The 20934-nt window shown below is 46.6% G+C and carries 19 protein-coding genes and 1 pseudogene; 10 read left to right on the plus strand and 10 right to left on the minus strand.

Going from position 1 to position 20934, the window contains the following annotated elements:
* Nucleotides 1–290: 290 nt before the first annotated feature.
* A complete protein-coding gene (locus NST38_RS06115; protein ID WP_076251350.1) occupies nucleotides 291–1805 on the minus strand; it encodes a glycoside hydrolase family 43 protein in 1515 nt (504 codons plus the stop codon).
* 173 nt (nucleotides 1806–1978) lie between these two features.
* Here NST38_RS06115 and NST38_RS06120 point away from each other — a divergent pair, with 173 nt between their 5' ends.
* Nucleotides 1979–2848 (plus strand): helix-turn-helix domain-containing protein, encoded by an 870-nt coding sequence (locus NST38_RS06120; protein ID WP_370511424.1) that lies wholly within the window; start codon nucleotides 1979–1981, stop codon nucleotides 2846–2848.
* Nucleotides 2849–2928: 80 nt separating this feature from the next.
* Here NST38_RS06120 and NST38_RS06125 read toward each other — a convergent pair.
* The 4 genes and pseudogenes from NST38_RS06125 to NST38_RS06140 all read right to left on the minus strand — a co-directional run bounded on the left by NST38_RS06125 (nucleotide 2929) and on the right by NST38_RS06140 (nucleotide 6212).
* Nucleotides 2929–3498, minus strand: a pseudogene (locus NST38_RS06125) (YdeI/OmpD-associated family protein).
* 11 nt (nucleotides 3499–3509) lie between these two features.
* Nucleotides 3510–4019: a DinB family protein gene (locus NST38_RS06130; protein WP_076251353.1), complete on the minus strand. Its 510-nt coding sequence runs from the start codon at nucleotides 4017–4019 to the stop codon at nucleotides 3510–3512.
* Nucleotides 4020–4102: 83 nt separating this feature from the next.
* A complete protein-coding gene (locus NST38_RS06135) occupies nucleotides 4103–5020 on the minus strand; it encodes a helix-turn-helix transcriptional regulator (RefSeq protein ID WP_076251355.1) in 918 nt (305 codons plus the stop codon).
* 274 nt (nucleotides 5021–5294) lie between these two features.
* The gene (locus NST38_RS06140; RefSeq protein WP_076251357.1) at nucleotides 5295–6212 is read right to left on the minus strand and encodes an ArsR/SmtB family transcription factor; all 918 of its coding nucleotides are present in this window, start codon (nucleotides 6210–6212) and stop codon (nucleotides 5295–5297) included.
* A 397-nt stretch (nucleotides 6213–6609) separates the two neighbouring features.
* Here NST38_RS06140 and NST38_RS06145 point away from each other — a divergent pair, with 397 nt between their 5' ends.
* The 8 genes from NST38_RS06145 to NST38_RS06180 all read left to right on the plus strand — a co-directional run bounded on the left by NST38_RS06145 (nucleotide 6610) and on the right by NST38_RS06180 (nucleotide 15586).
* Entirely contained in the window at nucleotides 6610–7521 is a 912-nt protein-coding gene (locus NST38_RS06145) for a glycoside hydrolase family 43 protein (RefSeq protein ID WP_076251708.1), read from the plus strand.
* 132 nt (nucleotides 7522–7653) lie between these two features.
* A complete protein-coding gene (locus tag NST38_RS06150; protein WP_036611486.1) occupies nucleotides 7654–8994 on the plus strand; it encodes an ABC transporter substrate-binding protein in 1341 nt (446 codons plus the stop codon).
* Nucleotides 8995–9151: 157 nt separating this feature from the next.
* Complete coding sequence (locus tag NST38_RS06155; protein WP_036611613.1) at nucleotides 9152–10042, plus strand: carbohydrate ABC transporter permease; 891 nt, start codon at nucleotides 9152–9154, stop codon at nucleotides 10040–10042.
* A gap of 26 nt (nucleotides 10043–10068) precedes the next feature.
* A complete protein-coding gene (locus NST38_RS06160; protein WP_036611483.1) occupies nucleotides 10069–10911 on the plus strand; it encodes a carbohydrate ABC transporter permease in 843 nt (280 codons plus the stop codon).
* A 56-nt stretch (nucleotides 10912–10967) separates the two neighbouring features.
* Nucleotides 10968–12389 carry an arabinan endo-1,5-alpha-L-arabinosidase gene (locus NST38_RS06165; RefSeq protein ID WP_076251711.1) on the plus strand — a complete coding sequence of 474 codons (1422 nt, stop codon included), beginning with the start codon at nucleotides 10968–10970 and terminating at the stop codon, nucleotides 12387–12389.
* 629 nt (nucleotides 12390–13018) lie between these two features.
* Nucleotides 13019–13999 (plus strand): glycoside hydrolase family 43 protein, encoded by a 981-nt coding sequence (locus tag NST38_RS06170; RefSeq protein WP_076251359.1) that lies wholly within the window; start codon nucleotides 13019–13021, stop codon nucleotides 13997–13999.
* A gap of 194 nt (nucleotides 14000–14193) precedes the next feature.
* Nucleotides 14194–15039 carry an EcsC family protein gene (locus tag NST38_RS06175; protein WP_082218996.1) on the plus strand — a complete coding sequence of 282 codons (846 nt, stop codon included), beginning with the start codon at nucleotides 14194–14196 and terminating at the stop codon, nucleotides 15037–15039.
* A 58-nt stretch (nucleotides 15040–15097) separates the two neighbouring features.
* Nucleotides 15098–15586 carry a prolyl-tRNA synthetase associated domain-containing protein gene (locus NST38_RS06180; protein ID WP_076251361.1) on the plus strand — a complete coding sequence of 163 codons (489 nt, stop codon included), beginning with the start codon at nucleotides 15098–15100 and terminating at the stop codon, nucleotides 15584–15586.
* Between the two features lie 420 nt (nucleotides 15587–16006).
* Here the strand turns inward: NST38_RS06180 and NST38_RS06185 are convergent, their stop codons facing one another.
* On the minus strand, nucleotides 16007–17281 hold the full coding sequence (locus NST38_RS06185) for an MFS transporter (RefSeq protein WP_036668794.1): 1275 nt from the start codon (nucleotides 17279–17281) through the stop codon (nucleotides 16007–16009).
* A gap of 253 nt (nucleotides 17282–17534) precedes the next feature.
* Here NST38_RS06185 and NST38_RS06190 point away from each other — a divergent pair, with 253 nt between their 5' ends.
* On the plus strand, nucleotides 17535–17738 hold the full coding sequence (locus NST38_RS06190) for a hypothetical protein (protein WP_340936741.1): 204 nt from the start codon (nucleotides 17535–17537) through the stop codon (nucleotides 17736–17738).
* 339 nt (nucleotides 17739–18077) lie between these two features.
* Here the strand turns inward: NST38_RS06190 and queF are convergent, their stop codons facing one another.
* The 4 genes from queF to queC form a co-directional block, all read right to left on the minus strand.
* Nucleotides 18078–18569, minus strand: a complete 492-nt coding sequence (gene queF / locus NST38_RS06195) for a preQ(1) synthase (protein WP_036668798.1) — start codon at nucleotides 18567–18569, stop codon at nucleotides 18078–18080.
* A 148-nt stretch (nucleotides 18570–18717) separates the two neighbouring features.
* On the minus strand, nucleotides 18718–19491 hold the full coding sequence (queE, locus tag NST38_RS06200; protein WP_341343861.1) for a 7-carboxy-7-deazaguanine synthase QueE: 774 nt from the start codon (nucleotides 19489–19491) through the stop codon (nucleotides 18718–18720).
* Nucleotides 19484–19975, minus strand: a complete 492-nt coding sequence (queD, locus tag NST38_RS06205; protein ID WP_341343862.1) for a 6-carboxytetrahydropterin synthase QueD — start codon at nucleotides 19973–19975, stop codon at nucleotides 19484–19486. The genes queE and queD overlap by 8 nt, the downstream gene beginning before the upstream one ends.
* Nucleotides 19972–20652, minus strand: a complete 681-nt coding sequence (gene queC / locus NST38_RS06210; RefSeq protein WP_076251714.1) for a 7-cyano-7-deazaguanine synthase QueC — start codon at nucleotides 20650–20652, stop codon at nucleotides 19972–19974. The genes queD and queC overlap by 4 nt, the downstream gene beginning before the upstream one ends.
* Nucleotides 20653–20934 lie beyond the last annotated feature (282 nt).

The raw sequence follows: 20934 nt of genomic DNA on the forward strand, positions 1-20934 counted from the left end.
GCTAACGAACTCAGCGCACCTTATTTGGACGTTTATAGTGGTTATGCAATTCTAACGAACTTGAGACGCGTTATTCCCGCAAATAAGACTGGAAACAACAGAGAAAGCATCTAATAGGCAGGAATAACGCTTCTACGATTCGTTAAAAATCCCAATCAGTTAAATAGCGTCGAATAACGTGTGCTGGGTTCGTTAGACTTTCCTGATTCACGACGCTTCTGCGAAAGGTAAATTAGTGAGAGGTTACATAGTACGAACCTGATCGAAAGGTATTGGATCTTGCGGTTTGATTATTCGTCCAGAGGTTCATAGTCAAACCAATCGAAACTTGCAGGCGTACACTCCCCCGATGGAGCATAAGCGTACATGGCGATCATCACACCTGTGAAACCACTTGCCACTTCCGTAGATAACAGATGTGTTTCTCCTGAACCCACTTCGATGGCATCGGATGAACCTTGCTGATAGAGGAACGTGAAGTGGTTACGGTCAGCCTTGATTTGTAATACAACCGGCCCCGGGTCACAGTCAAGCACCTGTTCGGTTCGCAGAGAGCCGACGGTTCGCCGCAATACGATTTTTTTCTGCCCATCGACCTGTGTTACAGCCAAATCGTAATGATATTTATCATTCATAAATACGGTTAATCCAGCTTCCTCACCGCTCGCACTTGGTTCATAATGCAGCTCGGCCGCCATTTCGCATAAGAAATGGCTCAAGCGACGTCCGACAAAGGCTGGATTTCCTCCATCATCGAGTGAAACCGGCTGACCCCGCAGGATGAGTTGCCCGGGATTTTCAGTGAGCGTCCAACTACCCGGAGCCGGATTACGTAAGAAGATCCAGTTCATGCCTAATGATGGTTCGTCAAAATGATCCCGTATAGCCCGAGGTGACCAAGGATGCTCAGGCAATGAAGGTCCGGTCATCTCTGGTTCAATATGTCCGTCCACACCGATTATCAGCCAACCGGTGTCCGTCCAAGTGACAGGTGCCAGGAACGTTTCGCGTCCCAGATGGTGCCGCATAGGGTAACCTGCTGGACGAATGCCCAGACATACGGCCCACCAGCTTCCATCCTGGATCTGGACAAGGTCTGCATGACCGGTTGCATGAATGCTGGATTTCATGCTCCGATTGGACAGAATCGGATTATGAGGACACGGATCAAATGGACCGTATGGCTCTGTGCTCCGAGCAATGGTCTCCATATGACCATACTCGGTTCCACCTTCGGCGATCATGAGATAGTAGAGGCCGTTTATTTTATACATGTGTGGAGCTTCGGGGGCTGCTCCTCCGGTTCCAGTCCAGATCAATCGGCTATCGGTTAGTCTGGCTCCGGTCGTGATGTCTATCTCGCACTGATAAATGCCCTCGCCTTCAACGCCGTTACAGGCCGTTTGAAAATACACACGTCCATCATCATCAAAGAGAAAAGAGGGATCAATGCCGCCCTGATCAACAAAAATCGGAGCAGACCATGGTCCCTCGGGCAGGGCACTACGCACATAAAAATTTCCGCCGCCGCTGACATTGGTTGTTGTCATGTAGAACCAGCCATCATGGTACCGGAGTGTTGGGGCGAAAATGCCGCCAGAACTGCCCGCGTTCGCTAGAGGGAGTTGCTCAGTTGTTGTGAGGACATGGCCGATCTGTCGCCAGTTCACAAGGTCTTTGCTGTGGAAGATGGGTACACCAGGGAAATATTCAAAGGTACTGGTTACCAGATAATAGTCTTCATCTACACGGCAGATACTTGGATCTGGGTAAAACCCCGGAATCACCGGATTGGTATATTTCATCATGTTATGCTCCTATTCATTTCGAGAGTTTAATATGAATCTGAAAGTGAACGTATGAAATGTATCCTTGCTACAAGGGGAATTATATCGTCTTTAATCATTTCCAACCTTGATTTTTCGGTCCTCGAATAGCATGATATAGACATTCAACCCAACATGGTTTGCGGAGGGGAATGCTTTTGAGTAATGCATATTTGAGATGGTTTACTTCAGATCAACAGTTTCCATTTTTCATTCAGTATGGTGGACACGACCAAGACATGGAACTTCATAATCATGTGGACTTTACGGAACTTGTCATTGTTCTGAGTGGTCATGCAACCCATGTGGTGAACACCGAGGAATTTTTTATTAAAAAAGGGAACGCATTTGTGATTAATGGCGACACTCATCATGCGTATAAAGACCCTCATGATTTTAGGATCTGTAACATTATGTTCAGTCCCGAAATGCTTGCTTCGGCTGGGCCCGATCTGAGAAAATCTAACGGCTTCCAGGCGCTGTTTGTTTTGGAACCGTTTTATCGTAATATTCACTCCTTTCCGAGTAAATTGGCGTTATCCATTTCCAGTCTGGAGTATGTAGAATCACTGATATCGTTCATGATTGAAGAGTATCAGAGTAAACAGCAAGGGTATCAGACGATGTTGATCTCACGTCTTACGGAGATGGTTGTTTATTTGTCGAGGCAATATGATACGCAGGAGAAAGGGATCGAAGGTAATAATCTGATGCATCTGGCAAATGCCATTTCATTTATTGAAGATCATTATCTGGAGCCACTGTCGCTAGAGGATATTGCGGGGAAGTCGAATATCTCAATAAGGCATCTGAATCGGATTTTTCGATCCTATTATCAGATGACCCCGATCTCTTATCTGCAAAAGTTGCGTCTGGAGAAGGCATGTCATTTGTTGAAAAACGGGAATCTGTCCATCACGGAAATTTCGTATGAATGTGGATTTAACGACAGTAATTATTTCACCCGCCAGTTTAAGAAAGCTTTTGGCAAGTCTCCAAAAACATACAGGCAGACTCATTAATACATGACCGAATATAAAACACCAAAACAGGGCCTCCTCATATGGAGGTCCTGTCTGCTGTCTCAGGGAAAAGGGGGAGTTCAATAGTTCAAGAGCCGTCCGTTGTCATGCCACTGACCGTACATTTTATTTTCCTTTGTGTTGGTTATGAACTTATTCAATCTGCTCTGGAATAATGCTGGCTGATTCTTAACACTTTGGATCGTATCGATCCGAACGTTTTGATACAGGGTAGGAAAGGACATGAAATTTGCATAAACCTGATGATCTTATTTCAGCCTCTGTTCGATCACACCATCAATTATGAAAGCATTTGGCTCCATAACAGGAAGAACCTTTCTACCCTCGTCATGCATGAAGCCCAACTTTTCAAGACGACGGACACGTTCCTTGTTCAATTCAGTCCATGAGCTGCGTTTACTTCTAGGAGATAATCTCTGTGCTAATTGAGTCTCGGATATTTTCTTTTTGACTCCATCGATCCAGCCAAAGCACAGCGACTCCTCAACCACGTCCAAATACAGCAGGGTATTTGGCACGGGTTTTATGCTTATCATTACCCAGCAAGATTTCTCGACTTTTCCACGCGTATGCAACCAATTTCTCAATTCATCCCTCGACGTCATGGGGATACAATTTACATTTTCCATCCGATTGTCAACTATACTTGAGCCGGTTCCTGATACCAAAAGAGTGAATAGTCATTCATGATGGAGGCATACCCCAATTGACGCAGCATGGTAGAAACATTGCCTCGATGATAGGTTCCGTGGTTAACCACATGGATTACGATGTCCGATAAGCTGGTTTCGCGAACTCCTGCAAATGGATTATCGAGTAGAATGGTTTGCTCCAGATCAGCTTGGCCTCGTAACCACTCACTGTATTGTGCCGACAGGTCGGTAAAACATTGGATGTACTCATCCACAGAACCGTGAATTTCACTATTGAGTGGTATGCATGCTTGCAGTGCCTCGGGCATCCCGGTGCCAGTTAACACCAGATACCACATCTTATCCACTGTATAGATATGGCTGAGTGCGTGAGCAATGGTTGGATATGAACTGTTCACTTCCTGACTCAGGACAGAGGAGGGCAGTTCCTTGATTCTGCCCAGGATGGTTTGATTGGCCCATGCGTGGTAGTTATACATTTGTTCCGGATGATTCATTGATGATCGTCTCCTTTAATTTGGCGATGGATTAGATGAACTTACTGAGATGATTATAAAAAAAGAAGTATGACAACAGCGTGTCATACTTCTTCATAGAGCTTAAGTGCGTTTCGAAGTTGTTCTTTCAGAATGTCTCTTAATTCAATCGGTTCAAGTACCTCGGCGCCACTGCCTAAACTAAGTAGAAACGACCATAACCACTTGGCTTGTAACGGTTGATGAACCGAGATACGCATTGTCATACTTCCATCCTCGTGAAATTGCTTATCTGCCTGTTGAAAATGATCCATGGCTTCCGCGAGCGCTTCCGGGTTCACCCGAAATACCACATCACTTACCTGATCTTGCCATGATGGATCTGAGACAACCGTCTCTTGGGGAAGCTCAAGGTGGGGTTGGAAGTGTTCCGATGTCAGTTGCACGTTCATCATCCGGGACAGTCGGAACTCGCGATAATCCTGCCGTGTCTGGCAAAATCCATATATATACCAATTACGATATTTAAAATGAAGTCTTACCGGTTCCAGATGGCGGGGGGTATGTTCATTTTTCGTATTGATGTAGTCAAAACGGACAACCTGATGATCCGTAATACCTTTACGCAGATGAGGAAGGGCATCAGGTTCTGTTCGACGTGTCTCCAGATCCACCGAGAGACTTGAGGTTTGATGCTCCGGTCCAATCGTTTGCAGACGTTCAATCGTGCCTTGTGCACGTGCATCTTCGAATACTGTGGACAGACTGCTCAGGACCGTGATCAGGGAATCCACATCATAAGAACCAAGCAAGCTTTTATCCATCTTGTATCCGTCCATCATGCCATAGCCGCCTTTGAGTCCCTGATGGGAGACGACCGGGAAGCCGGCGGCACAGATTACATCAATATCCCGATAGATCGTTCTTGGGGACACCTGAAACTCTTCAGCCAAGGTGGAAGCAGACAATACTTCGTGGTTCAGTAGTTTATATATGATTGAGATTAATCGCTCCAATTTCAAAAGGTATCCCCGCCCGTTATTCCATTTTGTCTTTATAGGCCATTATTATATCACGCCAGGGTAAACAACATGGAGGATTACAGAGGGGCTATAGGAGTCATATCATCCAGTATGTTTTGTTCCAACATGATAGGACAAGTTCTTAGGCGAGAGCAAACAAAAAAGAGTGCTGGATAGCACCCTTTCGAAGACACATGATTGTTGTTGTGTTGAACAGTTACGTTAGCAGATCGGTCGAACTTAATTAATATCGAGTGAATAGTCAGAGCCGGCTCTACTCTTCTTGCACGTTATAGAGAACCCGAGCGAGCAGATTCTGTCCATAGTTTCCGAAGTTTTTACCAAAGATCGTTAAGCCCCGTTTGTTCAAAGGTTCGTCCGTAACCGCAATGCGGAAGTGAATATCGCTTTTGTAATCCAGCCTAATCTGGTCCAACGTCACGTCCGAGATGCGGCATCCGTCGATATAGCTGCCTTCCTGTGTAATCCGGATCAGCTTCAGCATGCCGTACTGATTCAAGTGCGGAGGCCACCATTCCGGATTAAAGGTACCGCGTGTATTGCCAAAATCCCCCGGACTTGTCCAGCAGCCAATCTCAATCCCATTGACATAGAAGTAAATATCCGAAGGGTAATTGTCACAAAAGCCAGGGGCCTCCGATCCCAGTTCCATCGACAACTGAATTTCGCTAAAGGACTGATTGGGTTTGAGATAGTTTGGAATCCGATATTCCAGATAACCTTCAGCCAGCCAGATCATCTCCGCATCAATTCGCAGTGGATCAGCAAAGTACCGCGGATCATCGAACTCTCCAACAATGCTGTCCCGGGTAGCGAGACCACATGTAGGTGCGGCCTGATAATCGCTATAATGACCGACCTGAATTTCCACCTCATAACGATTGTTAATCTCTTGTGAACGCAGATCAACCATCAATTTTTCCTCATTGAGATAACATATCTTCTGAATTCCATGTTTGCCAACGGCGGTGTTGATCTCGATCAATCCGCTCTCTTCAAGCTTCTTGATATGCATCGTGATGGCGCCATTGCTCAGTCCCAGCTTGGTTGCAAGATCATTGAGATTAAGACTTTGGTTCTTGGCCAGCAGCTCGATGATCTGAATCCGGATTTCCGAACTGAGCGCTTTGAAGATATTCACACCCGACATCAGATCTTTAATATAAATCATAGGTGGATTTCCTTTCCCCGTTCTGAACAAAGTCTTCGACACAGACATTTGCACATTTATATGTTTTATTTCAGATAATTATAAATCATTCCCTCATGGAAGGGAAGGGTGGAGAAATAGAAGCCAAAACCCTTGTATATAGCGCAAATACGAAAATATAATCTATATTTTGTCCACTAATCCGGTTAAAATAAGTGTTAATCAGTTCACATATATTTGAAATATACCATTGAAATGTCATGTAACCGCTTTTATAATCCTATTATACCTAAATTGATTCAATACTTCATGAACCTAATTAACCATTTGAACAGGAAAGGTGGAGTTCAGTTTGGAAAAGTTAAGCAATGTGAAGAGGTTTAAGTGGAAACGGTTGGCGTTACCGGCATTACTTGTGATGGTATTACTGCTGGCAGGTCAGTCAAAAGCTTTGGCGGCATTCTGGAATCTGACCGGAGATACCGCTGTTCATGATCCGTCGATTATCAAAGAGGGCAATTCCTGGTACACCTTTTCAACCGGCCCGGGCATTCAAGTATTGAAATCCGATAATGGATCGTCCTGGTATCGTGTTCCACAGATCTTCTTAAGTAAGCCATCCTGGTGGGCTTCTGCCGTTCCGGGACAAAGCGGATTGGATGTATGGGCACCGGATGTAGAGCAGTATAACGGAAAAGTATGGCTCTATTATTCAATCTCCACCTTTGGCTCCAATCGGTCTGCGATTGGTCTTGCGTCTGCGAATAGCATTGGAGCAGGGCAGTGGAAGGACGAAGGATTGGTGCTTCAAACCACGACCGCCAATAATTATAATGCCATTGATCCAAATCTGGTCATTGATGCTTCAGGCAATCCATGGCTGGCCTTTGGTTCTTTCTGGAGTGGCCTGAAGATTGTCAAGCTGGACAAAAACACGATGAAACCGACGGGAAGTATAACTTCCATTGCTGCGCGCCCGAATAACGGAGGTGCTATTGAAGGACCAAGTATTGTATATCGTGGCGGCTACTATTACCTGTTTGCTTCCATCGATTCTTGCTGCCAAGGGGTGAACAGTACCTACAAAATGGTCTATGGACGTTCGACCAGTATAACAGGCCCTTATGTGGACAAAAACGGAGTTAATATGCTGAATGGTGGCGGAACGATATTGGATACAGGCAATGTAAAATGGAAAGGTCCAGGTGGTCAGGACGTGTACAACGGCAATGTCATCGCAAGACATGCCTATGATGCAGAGGATAATGGCAATCCGAAATTGCTGATTAATGACTTGCTTTGGGACTCGAGTGGCTGGCCGAAATATTGATTTATTTTATATAAATATAAAATGTTTTATAAAAGTGTTGACTAAAGTGATCTGGATTTGATAAATTTAACAACAGAAATCTTATTTCATCCAATTGAATACGGTTACAAGTCCAGATCAGGAGGGGTTCAGATGGTAAAGAAAAAGAATTGGGTCACATTTATGCTTCTTATGCTGGTAAGTGCGCTGGTACTCGCAGGTTGCGGAGGAAGCAGCGGTGCAAGTGGGGACAAGGAGTTAACGTTTATGTTCCGCGGCGGTACTGATGAGCAGAAAGCATACCAAGCGGTGGTCAAGAAATTCGAAGAAGATCATCCGGGTGTGAAAGTCAAAATTATCGTAACGGCTGCGGATCAATATGCAACCAAGCTAAGAGCGGCAATTACAGGCAACAGCTTGCCTGACGTATTTTATATCAATCCGGGTGACGTGAAAGCGTATGTGAACAGCAATGTGCTGATGAACCTCACTTCGTATATTGAAAACAATCCGGATGTTGATCTCGATAATATCTGGAAATACGGCGTGGACCTGTATCGTTATGACGGCCAAATGGCAGGTCAAGGTGATATCTACGGTATGCCGAAGGATCTGGGGCCATTTGCACTGGGCTACAACAAAACGTTGTTTGAAAAAGAGGGCATCCCACTCCCTGACAAGGATAAACCATACACATGGGAAGAGTTCATCAAGGTGAACCAGCAAGCGACCAAGGATACCAATGGAGATGGTAAACCGGATGTATACGGTACTGGATTCAACGTACAGTGGGCACTGCAATCCTTTGTATGGAGTAACGGTGGGGATTGGTTGGATGAGACCAAAACAAAAGTAACGATTGATGATCCAAAATTCGCTGAAGCACTGCAATTCTTCGCGGATATGCAGAACGTATACAAAATTACACCTTCCATTGAGGAAGCGCAAACATTGGATACGTATCAACGCTGGATGAAAGGTGAAATGGCTTTCTTCCCTGTAGGCCCATGGGATATGAGTACATTTGAGAAATTGCCTTTCGATTATGATTTGCTGCCATTCCCTGCGGGATCAACTGGCAAATCGGCAACGTGGATCGGATCTCTGGGAATCGGAGTATCCGCGAAAACGAAACATCCAGAAGAAGCAGCAGCATTGGTGAACTACCTTACGGCTTCGAAGGAAGGCATGCAACAACTGGTAGATGCCAAGGTACAAATTCCGAACTTGCTTGATATGGCAGACGAGTGGGCCAAAGATACATCCACGAAACCAGCCAACAAACAGGAATTCATTGATATTGTTGAAGATTACGGCCGGGCTCTGCCAGGTAACTACACGTACAATGCGGAATGGTATGACCTGTTCTTCACGGACATCCAGCCGGTATTGGATGGCAAGATTACAGCCGCAGACTATGTGAAGCAGCAACAACCGAAAATGCAAAAACTGCTCGACAAAGCGGTAGAACAAGAAAAGAAATCTCAGAAATAGTAGATAGGAAAGGGTGATGCCGGCAGCCTGCAATCATGCTGCTGGCATCATTCGTATTGGAACTTATTGGATTCCATACGGGCATGTGGCATTCGTTGATCGACAAGGTTCAATCGAAGAATGCCACATGCTGATACTAGAAACAGGGGTGAACGCCGTGATTACGAAATCGAGTTTGTATCGCAAAGAGATGCTGTACGGATATCTGTTTATTTTACCTCCGATTCTTGGATTGCTGATCTTTGTCATGTTCCCGTTCCTCTACTCCCTTTATGGTTCCTTTACGGATTGGGACGGACTGGGACAGATGAACTTTATCGGTTTGGCCAACTTCAAGGATTTGCTCACGGATGACCTCTTTTACAAAGCGATGTTTAATACATTCTTCCTGATGCTTGGTATTCCAATTGGATTGTTGCTCGCATTATTGCTGGCAATGGGTCTGAATCGTAAAATTCCCGGCACGACGACATTCCGTGTGATCTATTACATTCCGGTTATTTCTTCCCTCGCTGCGGTGTCCATCATGTGGAACTGGGCGTACAACGGGGATTACGGTCTGGTGAACCAGTTCCTTGACCTGTTTGGGATTAAAGGTCCTAACTGGCTAGCGAACAAAGACACGGTTAAACCGGCTTTGATTATTATGACGGTGTGGAAAGGCTTGGGATACACGATGTTGTTGTACCTGGCAGCACTGCAAAGTGTATCACGTACATACTACGAGGCGGCTGAGCTGGATGGAGCGAACGGGTTCCAAATCTTCCGCAATATCACCTGGCCTATGGTGAAGCCAGTTACCTTTTTCCTCATTGTTACAAATATCATTGGCGGTTCCCAGATCTTCACCGAGATGAACATTATGACACCTACGGGTGGTCCTGAATACTCTTCGGCATCAATCGTTTTCTACATCTGGCAGAAAGCCTTCAGTAACTTGCAGATGGGTTATGCCTCAGCGATGGCCATGATTCTTGGTATTTTCATTTTTGTCATTACCCTGGTGCAATTCAAAATGAACGAAAAATCAGCCTATGATGGGGATTGATTGTCAAGGAAAGGAGTGAACCGGAGATGTCTTACAGTCAAAAGAGGAAATTAACGAACTCTATCATCTTTATCGTACTCGCGATTGGTGCGATTGCGATGATTGCACCACTGATCTGGATGTTGTCCACTTCATTGAAGGAGAAGCAGGATGTGTTCGCGCTTCCGCCTGTGTGGATACCTGAAGTATTCCAATTTGGAAAGTATAAAGAAATCTGGGAAGCCGGTCCCCTACTCAGCGGGATCAAAAACAGCCTCATCGTTGCGGTGAGTGTAACGGTGGTGGGTACGTTTACGTCCAGTATCGCTGCCTTTGCTTTTGCCAAATTAAGATTCCCGCACAAAAACAAACTGTTTCTCGCGTTGCTGGCATCCATGATGATTCCTTATCCAACAGTCATGATCCCGCAATTCATCATGTTTGCAAAGCTGGGCTGGGTGGATACGCTGTTACCACTGATTGTTCCTGGCCTGTTCGGTAACGTAATCATGATCTTCTTCCTGCGCCAGTACCTGCTTAGTGTACCTGATGCAATTATTGAGGCGGCCAAAATCGATGGAAGTTCCTACTTCCGGCTGTACTCCAGTATTACGTTTCCGCTTATCAAACCGGCGATTGCTGCACAGCTGATTCTCTGGTTCATGGGCATCTGGAACGATTATCTGGCACCGATTATTTATCTGAATTCACCAGAGAAGCAGACGTTACAGCTCGTTATAGCAAACTTTAATGCCACGTATGCGATTCAAACCGATTACCCGCTTATTATGGCGGCGTCGATTGTGGCTCTGTTACCTGTATTAATCATCTTCCTGATCTTCCAGAAACAGATTATTGAGTCGGTTGCGATTTCGGGAGTGAAGGGATGAACCAGCGGAAGAAATTCCGACGGTGGTCGAATTCAGGAAAAGGAGTGGTTGCTTCCATGTTGTTATTGTTGGTTGTTGGAGCTGCGGGTTGTTCGGGAGAAGGAGCAGGAGAAACGGTGTCCCGTCCCGTCTTTCCTGAAGCTCCTCAAGATACTCAGTTGTATGACACTTCCATTTTGGACGATGAATCACGCTGGACGGTGAACAATGCGCATGATCCGGCCATTATCAAAACAGACCAGGGATACTACGTCTATTCCACAGATGTTCGTGTAGCAGGAGAAGCGAAACCCGGTGTCATGGTACGTAAATCAGATGATCTGATTAACTGGACATGGGTAGGTCAGGCTCTGCCCGGGATTCCGCAAGAAGCGCTGGACTGGACGGGTGCGGTCAATCTGTGGGCACCGGATGTGATTCAGGCTGGTGATACCTATCGGATGTATTATTCGGCTTCTTCTTTTGGCAGTACCCAGTCGGCTATTGGTCTTCAGACATCCTCATCTCCCGAAGGTCCATGGACAGATGAAGGGCTGGTTGTGCAAACTTCTGCGAATGAACAGGACAAATTAAATGCCATTGATGCTAATCCCATCGTAGATGCCGAGGGTAATTCGTGGATGGTATATGGTTCATTCTTTGACGGCATCTACATTGCGCCACTTGATCCCGACACCGGGAAATTCAAGGAAGAGGGTTATGGTACTCGCATTGCTGCTCGGGATCGTGCTACCGAAGAAGGTGCAGTCGAAGGTCCATACATTGTGTATAACCCGGAGTTCAAAAAGTATTATCTGTTTGTCTCCTATGATTCCTTGTTCGAAGATTATAACGTGCGGGTTGCGCGTGCTGATTCAATCACAGGACCGTACACGGACATAAACGGCAATAACATGCTGGATACAGAGTATCTGCCGCAATATGAGATCGGCACCAAAATTCTCGGCGGTTATCGCTTCACAGAAGGCGAGGGCTGGGTTGCGCCCGGACATAACTCCGTTCTGAAGGACGGAGGCGATTATTACATCGTGCATCATGCACGGGGCGAGACGGATAAAAACTGGCCATATCTGCATGTACGCAAAATGTTATGGACCAAGGACGGCTGGCCTGTCGTTTCACCTGAACGTTATGCAGGTGAGGCAGCACAGGACATTCCAAAGTCCATGATTGCCGGGGAGTGGGAAGGCATGGCGCTTGATCCGTCCGTAGACGGGCAGATTCAAGCCGTGCCTTATACCCTAACAAGCAACGGTAAAATTAAAAGCGAAAAAGGTTCAGGAACCTGGACATTTGATGACAAACAAACACTGACGTTGAAGTGGAAAGAAAGCCCATGGGGCGGAGCCTCCACGGAAGAGCTGCAACTGCTGCCGTCCTGGGACTGGGAACGAAGCCAGCCCGCGCTGGTGGTGACAGGCCTGGATGACCACGGCGTGGCGGTCTGGGGCAAGCAGATTAGCGCAGCGGAGGAGTAAGGGGGCGAGCAGCGAGCGCGGAAAGAGCGAGCTACTGCTCTGATGGTGCATAAGCAGTGAGGGGGAGGAAGGAGCCGCAGGAGCGAGTTTGGCATCCGATTTCAACCGCCAAGAGCGGTGATAAAAAGAAATCGGAGGACAAGAGAGCACCAAGGCCCTACCACTCCCGAACGTCCGCTGTGCATGACAAAGTTGGCATGTTAAGGTGCGCTAACGCCAAGGTGTTGCAGCTTTTAGACACTTAAGATTCATCTGTGCTGGCCTATGTCTGAGGCCAATCATGCACTAAATATGGGGAGAGTTGACCCTGCGAAGCGGTCGACCCCATAAGATCGAGCCAACAAAAAAGGCTCGAAGTGAGGTTGTAACCCGGCGAGCGTGGTAAGAGCGAGCTACCGCTCCGAGGGTGCACAAGCAGTGAGGGGGAGGAAGGAGCCGCAGGAGCGAGTTTGGCATCCGATTTCAACCGCCAAGAGTGGTGGAAAGAGAAATCGGAGGACAAGAGAGCACCAAGGCCCTGCCACCCCCGAACGTCCGCTGTGCACCACCCCAAAAGGGTTTTCGCTTTTTCGCCATTGGGTTACATCCCCAACTACGAGCCAAACAACATTTGAAAGGGGAGCATTCCCATGACTGATTCCATTACATTTACTAATCCCATCCTGGAGCAGCGCGCTGATCCATGGGTGTACCGTCATACAGACGGTTACTATTATTTCTCCGCATCCGTACCAGCCTTTGACCGAATCGAAATCCGGCGAGCAGAGACGTTGGAAGAGTTAAGAGATGCTGAGCCAGTAACGGCTTGGACGAAGCGTGACACAGGGCCAATGAGTGCCAACATCTGGGCACCGGAGATTCATTTTATCGATGGCAAATGGTACATACATTACGCTGCGGCTCACACCAGTGAGACCAACGAAGGTCTGTTCGATCACCGGATGTATGTTCTGGAGAACGATTCCGCGAATCCACTCGAAGGAGAGTGGGAAGAAAAGGGACAGATACACACCCGGTGGGAATCATTTGCGCTGGATGCAACAACCTTTGAACATAAGGGAATCCGCTATCTGGTCTGGGCACAGAAAGATCCTGATATTGTGGGCAACTCCAACCTGTACATTGCCGAAATGGAGAACCCATGGACGCTACGCGGCGAACAGGTTATGATCTCTACGCCAGAGTATGATTGGGAGATCATCGGCTTTAAGGTCAATGAAGGAGCAGCCGTGATGCATCGGAATGGGCGTTTGTTCATCGGCTACTCGGCCAGCGCGACTGATTACAATTATTGTATGGGTCTGCTCACTGCAGATGAAAATGCCGACTTGCTTGATCCGGCCAGCTGGGTGAAATCACCCGAGCCGGTATTCCAGACTTGTGAAGCGAACGGCCAATACGGTCCGGGCCATAACAGCTTTACGGTGTCACCGGATGGCAAGACCGATATTCTGATTTATCATGCGCGTAATTACAAAGACATCGAGGGTGATCCCTTGTATGATCCGAACCGCCATGCCCGTGCTCAAGTGATTCATTGGCGTGAAGATGGCACACCTGATTTCGGTGTTCCGGTCCCAGATGGCAGCGCAGTAGCAGAAGCAAAATAAGAGGTAGTGAAACCTTAATATGAGAGCCCTTAGTTAGCGAGTGATGCTGATTAAGGGCTCTTCTGTGTGTGAACGATAAGATAGAGTGGCCTGAACATAAGTGTCCTGGACACAAAACAAAGCAACCACAACGATGATTTCTGCGTATGAGAGAGATACAGATTACGATGCAGAACCTATTAGGAGGATCACATATGGATTCACGCGAGACGTTGGACAAGGAACTTGAACAGATTTTGAAATGGGAGAAACAACAGAAAGACTTGTTTATTTGGGATAAAATCGGGCGTTTGCCCTTTGCGATGTTGGATAAAGTGATGCCTAAAGCGCTGAAACAGAAGATCGGAGATTCCCTGAACGACGTGGGTCAGTATGTGCAGAATGGGGGCAAGTTCCTCGTACAGAAGAAAAAAGTAGCCAAGCTGTTGCAAGAGGAAGCCGGGAGGTCCGGTTATTCCATGATGGATACGACCTATCGTCTGGAGCAGGAATCTGAAGCGGAGGGGACAGCAAAGATTCATAGTGTAGAGAATCTGCCACTTCAGGTGCTGGACCGGGTGGCCGATAACATCACAGAGAGTCGAACCAAGTTTGCCGCGGCTCAGGGAGCAGCTACAGGGTTTGGTGGCATTGTAACCATAGCAGCAGATATTCCGATGGTGATGGGGCTTTCTCTGAAGGTACTGCAAGAGATGGCTCTATGTTATGGTTATGATCCGGATGAACCGCTGGAGCGCATCTTCATTGTCAAATGTCTGCAATTCTCTTCCGCTGATATTGTAGGTAAGAAAGCGATCATTGAAGAACTGGCCGCTTACGATGATCCCGACAAACCCATTGAAGTAGTATCGCAGATGCAGGGATGGCGGGAAGTGTTTAACTCCTACAGTGAATCTTTTGGCTGGAAGAAGCTGTTCCAACTTGTTCCAATTGCCGGCATGGTGTTTGGTTCGGTGAGCAACAAAAATACAATTCGAGATGTCGCTGAAGCAGGCAAAATGTTGTACAAAAAACGGCTGATCCTTCAGCGTTTGAAGTAATATTACAGAAGAAGTCATATTATAGAAGAATATTTATATTGAAAGAGATGAATTTGATATGTTAAACAAACAGGGTTTCTATGATCTTTTAGATCGCAATAATATCGTTTACGAAAGTATTGAACATCCCGCAGTATACACGATGGAGGAAATATTCTCTTATCAGATTCCGCATACAGAACATATCGTTAAAAATCTGTTTCTGCGTGATGACAAGAAGCGCAACTATTATCTGGTGACGATTGCTGGGACAAAGTCCGTCGATTTGAGAAGTTTAAGCGAAAAGATACCTAGCCGCAAATTAAGTTTTGCCAGTGAAAAGGATTTGTTGGAATTCCTCGGATTGGAAAAAGGGCACGTCAACCCTATGGGGGTTCTCAATAATATTCAGAAAAACGTGACCGTAGTTTTTGACAAGGATTTAGTTGGTCAGAAAATTGGAATTCATCCCATGGAAAATACGGCGACGGTATTCCTTGAATTTGAAGATGTGAAGGAACTGATAACGGCTCAAGGTAGCAACGTTGTCATGTGTGACGTGGAATAAACGGTTGAAGCTAAATACGAGAACAACAAATATAAAAAAGGGTTCCTGCCAGTCTGTGAATACAGAGTTGGCAAGAACCCTTTTGTTATGGTTCAAACATTTTATATAGACTGCAAATGTAGGTGACTAAAGTGAAATCTAACGAACTCAGCAGACGCTACTGGGCGATATTTCACTAATCCCGATTTCTAAAGAATCTCAGACACGTTATTTCTGCATTTCACACGCACATTCCAAGGTTTTCGGCCTTTTTCTCGGGAATAGCGTTCCTCAGATTCTTTAGATTGCGAAATCGGCAGTATTCGTTCAAATAAGTGCTGTCAGGTTCGTTAGCGCAAGATAACGTCTTATAAGGGCAATGCTGCACGTAAGGATTGGATCTAATATAGAATAAAAAGTGGGCACCTATTGATGTATTTTTTACTCTTCACTACCGTTTTCTTTCGCCCAGATATTGAGTAATTTATCGGATGGAAGCAGGAACGTGAAGATCCCGAGCAGGGGCAGGAAGCTGCACATCTGCATTACGGGTGATACACCGAAAACGTCAATCCAGTTGCCCAGCACGAGTGCGCCCAGACCTCCCATACCAAATGCCAGACCAGTAATTAGACCGGAAACCGTTCCGATTTTGCCCGGAATCAGCATTTGCGCGTATACAACAGTAACCGAGAAGCTGGATAACATGATAAAACCAATAATGGTTAGCAGTACGCCTGTCCAGAACAGATTCGCATAGGGCAGCAACAGAGCCAGTGGAGCAGCTCCAGCCATGGACAGGAAGATCAGGTTACGTTTGCCGAATCGGTCCGCCAAGGGGCCTCCGAAGAACGTACCAAGTGCTCCAGCAGCCAGGAACAAGAAGATATAGATCTGCGCGTCTTCTGTGGACAATCCAAAAGTATCTTTCAGATTAAACGCATAGAAGCTGCCAATGGAAGCGATATACCAGGAACGAACAAAGACAAGCAAGATCAATAGCGTAATGGCGGCAGTAATCTTTTTGCGCAAAGCAGGATTGGGTGCACGACGGGCAGCAGCCTGTCTACGCAGGTATCCTCCCGATTGCAGCATACGTCCATACCAACGGGCAATGTAGATCTGAACTGCAATTCCCATGGCAGCAATGCCTGTAAATCCAATGGCACCGAACAGTCCAAACGGGATAAAGATCCAGCGTGTAAGCAATGGGGCAAGGGATTGCCCAGCGTTACCACCAACCTGGAAGATGGACTGTGCCAGTCCACGGCGTTGACCAGCAGCCATATGGGATACCCGTGAACCTTCCGGATGGAAAGCGGCGGAACCTAGACCGACAAAGATAACGGAGATCAGGACAGCCATATAACTGTCAGCGAAAGCCAACAGCAACATGCCGGTAAATGTAAAACCCATGCCAATGGGCAGGATAGATGGTGTCGGTTTTTTATCAGCAAACCAGCCTACGACAGGCTGCATAATGGATGCGGTAAAGTTAATAGCAAATGAGATCCATCCGATCTGAGTATACGTGAGATGCATGGAATCTTTCAAAATCGGAAAAATGGCTGGAATAACCGACTGGATCGAATCATTGAAGAGATGAACCAAACTGATGGCAATGAGTATCCGGTAAACGGTGCTTTGGGCATCCGATCCGGGTGGGGCTTTCGAACGCGCTGTGGCGTCCTTGGTTAAAGTGGATTGAGTAGACATGTACAATTCTCCTTTGGTCGCGGTCACGAGGGATCAGCGCCTGATGTTGTAATATATGCGTGTAAGCATATTGTTACATAATAGGATAGATTGATTGGACCGACAAGGGGAACAAGGGAAAACGTTGATGAATTGAACTCTATTTCCGAGGTGTTTATTAATAGCATTACATTTACAAAATAAACGTATTACTTTAGCATCTACTGTAAGAAGACCCATATTTATGTGTAAGAAGGATAGAGGAGGGATGGATATGAAATCCTTATCACCTTATGAATCCGCCAAACGTGAGTTGGTGATGACTATTTTGTATATGGCTGTAATAACGTTTCAGGCTATATATGTTTCCCCAGCATCTTTGTCTGTGGCTATCGTCATATTTATCATTTTTCAATCGATTGGTGTGATGATGTTGAGACATTACATTAAAAAAATCAAAGCACTAAAGGAGGATTAGTCTACTTGAATGCGCTGCGATCCCATTGTATTGAGAGACTGAGTTTCTAAAGGTTTATACTAAAAAGCCGAACTTCTTAAGCTATATAAGCTGAATTAATCATTTACACGATAACGGAGAGGGCAGAAAAAACCTGAAAAAGCGAAGCGTTCGCCTTTATCCCCGGATTTTCCCTTTTAGAAAAGGGAATGTAAAAAAATCTGGGGATAACAGCGATTGGAAGGTTGTTCTGTCATCGTAGTGTTCAGTGTAAATAATCTTTAGTTCAACTTATATAGCAGAGTTCGGCTTTTGGCACTCTATGATTCTATCTTATACAGAATAGATGAACCTAACGATTTAACGATTATCAATCGTCTCCGGATACATATCATGATTCATCATGCGGTGGTCGGCCATCTGCTCGTACTTTGTTCCCGGCTTACCATAGTTCGTATACGGGTCAATGGAGATGCCGCCGCGCGGTGTGAATTTGCCCCATACTTCGATGTAGCGGGGGTCCATCAGCTTGATCAGGTCGTTCATGATGATATTCACACAATCCTCGTGGAAATCACCATGGTTGCGGAAGCTGAACAGGTACAGCTTGAGTGATTTACTCTCGACCATTTTCACATCCGGAATGTAGCTGATATAGATCGTTGCAAAGTCCGGCTGACCCGTAATCGGGCACAGACTAGTGAACTCCGGGCAGTTGAATTTCACAAAATAATCGCGGTACGGATGTTTGTTATCAAAGTTCTCCAAGATTCCCGGATCATATTCAAACGTATATTTTACGTTCTGGTTGCCCAGCAACGTCACATCTTGCATTTCATCAGGTTGTCTCATCAGTTATTAAACGCTCCTTGTTTCCGTCAAAGCCCGAAGCCTCGCGGTATATATAAATAGGCAATTTTGCCTGAATGATTCTCTTCAATGTCTGGGGCATTTCGCCCTCATCCTTACATCATGCCGCCCATTCCACCCATACTGCCCATCACACGCCGCGTTTGTTGCCCCATACCAGCGTATGAAGCTGTGGAAGCACACGAACGTTGTTCAGGTCATCGGAGGCACTGACTTGGTCAATCAGCCACTCATAACGAGCAAGCAGTGAGGACGCCAGATCTGGCGTATCGGCGGAAGTCACATCCGGGTTCCCGGTCTGTAAAAATAAATCCGTGCCCGGATACCGCGCATGCACACGGCGGGCATAGTCCATGTCTGTCTCATCGAAGATCACGATCTTCAGACTATGACTTCGTTCTACCGGGCCAGCGGCCAGCCGTTCGATCAGATCATCCAGCACGGCCCAATCGGTGTCCATGCCGGAGCTGGGTGGCTTAGGCGAGACAGTGACTTCGTCAATGTCCGTCAGCCAAGGCTGCCAGCGGGAGCCCTGCGTCTCTACCGCAGTGCGGATGCCGTTCTCCCGCAGCAGGGCAACCAATCCGCCCAGCGAAGCGAGCAGGGCGGGATTACCGCCAGAGATAGTAACATGGGAGAAACGGGTGCCGCCAACGCGGCGCAATTCTTCCCATACATCCTCTGGCGTAATCATTCGAATCTGTTCCTTGCCACTGCCGTCCCAGGTAAAGGCCGAGTCGCACCAGGAGCAGCGATAATCGCAGCCGGCGGTACGAACAAACATCGTTTTTTGTCCGATGACCATGCCTTCGCCTTGAACCGTCGGACCAAAAATCTCCATCACGGGAATACGAGCCTCTTTGCGAGATCCCGTCTCATTCACCTGCTGTGTCACACTACTCATCGATCATCCACTCCCGTCTCGCTTCCGCGTAACTGGTTGGTGTCTCGAAGAGTTGGACAAACTCTGTCCGCCCACCATCGGTCAGCCCGGCATAGGGTTCCGTCTGGAGCGCATGTTCCATCTGTTCGAACAGCCAAACGACCATATTCTCGGCTGTTGTATTCATTAAAGGAAGTGTCTCGTTAAGGTACTGATGATCGAGATATCCCTCAATTTGAGTTTTCCATATATCTTTGATATGTCCAAAATCAACTGTCAGCCCGGTTTCACCCGGATAACCGCTGATGCCAAAAATAACTTTATACGTATGACCGTGTAAGTTCTTGCACTTGCCTTCATAACAATGCAGGTGATGTGCTGCGTCAAAGGTGAATTCTTTGCTTACAAGCACACGTTTGCGGTGGTAGCGCAGCTGGGTGGGCAGAATATCTTCTCCGATGCGTTGCAGATGCTCTACAATACGGAATGTTCCAGGCTCTCTCATCGTACATCCACTCCCGCCGATTCAGCAGCAGTACGTTGCTGTACATAGCGATCCAGTCCGGCTTTGCGCAGTTTGCAAGCGGGGCAATCTCCGCATCCATCGCCGATCACGCCGTTATAACAGGTCAGAGTACGCTCACGGACATAATCAAAAGCACCAAGGTCATCGGCCATCTTCCACGTTTGGGCTTTGTCCAGCCACATGAGCGGGGTGTGAATGACAAATGGATAGTCCATGGACAGGTTAAGCGTCACATTCATCGACTTCACAAATGAATCCCGGCAATCCGGGTATCCGCTGAAATCCGTCTCGCATACACCTGTAACCAGGTGACGTGCTCCTTTTTGCTTGGCCATAATGGCTGCAAAACTAAGGAACAGTAGATTCCGTCCATCCACAAATGTACTTGGCAGTTCGCCTTCTTCATGCGTAATCTCGACATCCGTGCGAGTGAGCGCATTGGGGGCAAGCTGATTTAACAGACTCATATCGAGTACCGTTTGCTGTACGCCCAGATCACGTGCGATCTCTGTTGCACATTCAATCTCTAACTTGTGGCGCTGACCATAATCAAACGTAACGACCTCTACTTCGGCAAACTGTTGTTTGGCCCAGAACAGACACGTGGTACTATCCTGACCGCCGCTGAATACAACGACTGCTTTTTCTTCGTTCAACATAAAAAAACCTCTCTATCTTCTTGAGATCAAACCATGCACATAGGCATAGAGTGTCGGAAGAACAGAGAAGTTCATGAACTGGCATCCATCAAAAAACACACCTTCTCAATAACCGCTTCAAAAAAGCAGGCAAGAGTAAGTGTCCTTAGTTTTTTACGTACATGATTGCATGGTGACCGCAACGTGTACGCAAGACTTATACTGACCACCACATGGTCAAGTCTTATAGAGGGAGTTCGCGAACCTCTCCCATGCCATAGACATGGATTTTCTTCTTCA

Source organism: Paenibacillus sp. FSL H8-0104, assembly GCF_038050215.1.
GTDB classification, from domain to species: Bacteria; Bacillota; Bacilli; order Paenibacillales; family Paenibacillaceae; genus Paenibacillus; species Paenibacillus amylolyticus.

Excerpts from the sequence above, each read along its gene's own strand:
- NST38_RS06115 (WP_076251350.1), bottom strand. The coding sequence starts at position 1,805 with ATGAAATATACCAATCCGGTGATTCCGGGGTTTTACCCAGATCCAAGT.
- NST38_RS06120 (WP_370511424.1), top strand. The coding sequence starts at position 1,979 with ATGCTTTTGAGTAATGCATATTTGAGATGGTTTACTTCAGATCAACAG.
- NST38_RS06130 (WP_076251353.1), bottom strand. The coding sequence starts at position 4,019 with ATGAATCATCCGGAACAAATGTATAACTACCACGCATGGGCCAATCAA.
- NST38_RS06140 (WP_076251357.1), bottom strand. The coding sequence starts at position 6,212 with ATGATTTATATTAAAGATCTGATGTCGGGTGTGAATATCTTCAAAGCG.
- NST38_RS06145 (WP_076251708.1), top strand. The coding sequence starts at position 6,610 with ATGGTATTACTGCTGGCAGGTCAGTCAAAAGCTTTGGCGGCATTCTGG.
- NST38_RS06150 (WP_036611486.1), top strand. The coding sequence starts at position 7,654 with ATGGTAAAGAAAAAGAATTGGGTCACATTTATGCTTCTTATGCTGGTA.
- NST38_RS06160 (WP_036611483.1), top strand. The coding sequence starts at position 10,069 with ATGTCTTACAGTCAAAAGAGGAAATTAACGAACTCTATCATCTTTATC.
- NST38_RS06165 (WP_076251711.1), top strand. The coding sequence starts at position 10,968 with ATGTTGTTATTGTTGGTTGTTGGAGCTGCGGGTTGTTCGGGAGAAGGA.
- NST38_RS06170 (WP_076251359.1), top strand. The coding sequence starts at position 13,019 with ATGACTGATTCCATTACATTTACTAATCCCATCCTGGAGCAGCGCGCT.
- NST38_RS06175 (WP_082218996.1), top strand. The coding sequence starts at position 14,194 with ATGGATTCACGCGAGACGTTGGACAAGGAACTTGAACAGATTTTGAAA.
- NST38_RS06180 (WP_076251361.1), top strand. The coding sequence starts at position 15,098 with ATGTTAAACAAACAGGGTTTCTATGATCTTTTAGATCGCAATAATATC.
- NST38_RS06185 (WP_036668794.1), bottom strand. The coding sequence starts at position 17,281 with ATGTCTACTCAATCCACTTTAACCAAGGACGCCACAGCGCGTTCGAAA.
- NST38_RS06190 (WP_340936741.1), top strand. The coding sequence starts at position 17,535 with ATGAAATCCTTATCACCTTATGAATCCGCCAAACGTGAGTTGGTGATG.
- queF (WP_036668798.1), bottom strand. The coding sequence starts at position 18,569 with ATGAGACAACCTGATGAAATGCAAGATGTGACGTTGCTGGGCAACCAG.
- queE (WP_341343861.1), bottom strand. The coding sequence starts at position 19,491 with ATGAGTAGTGTGACACAGCAGGTGAATGAGACGGGATCTCGCAAAGAG.
- queD (WP_341343862.1), bottom strand. The coding sequence starts at position 19,975 with ATGAGAGAGCCTGGAACATTCCGTATTGTAGAGCATCTGCAACGCATC.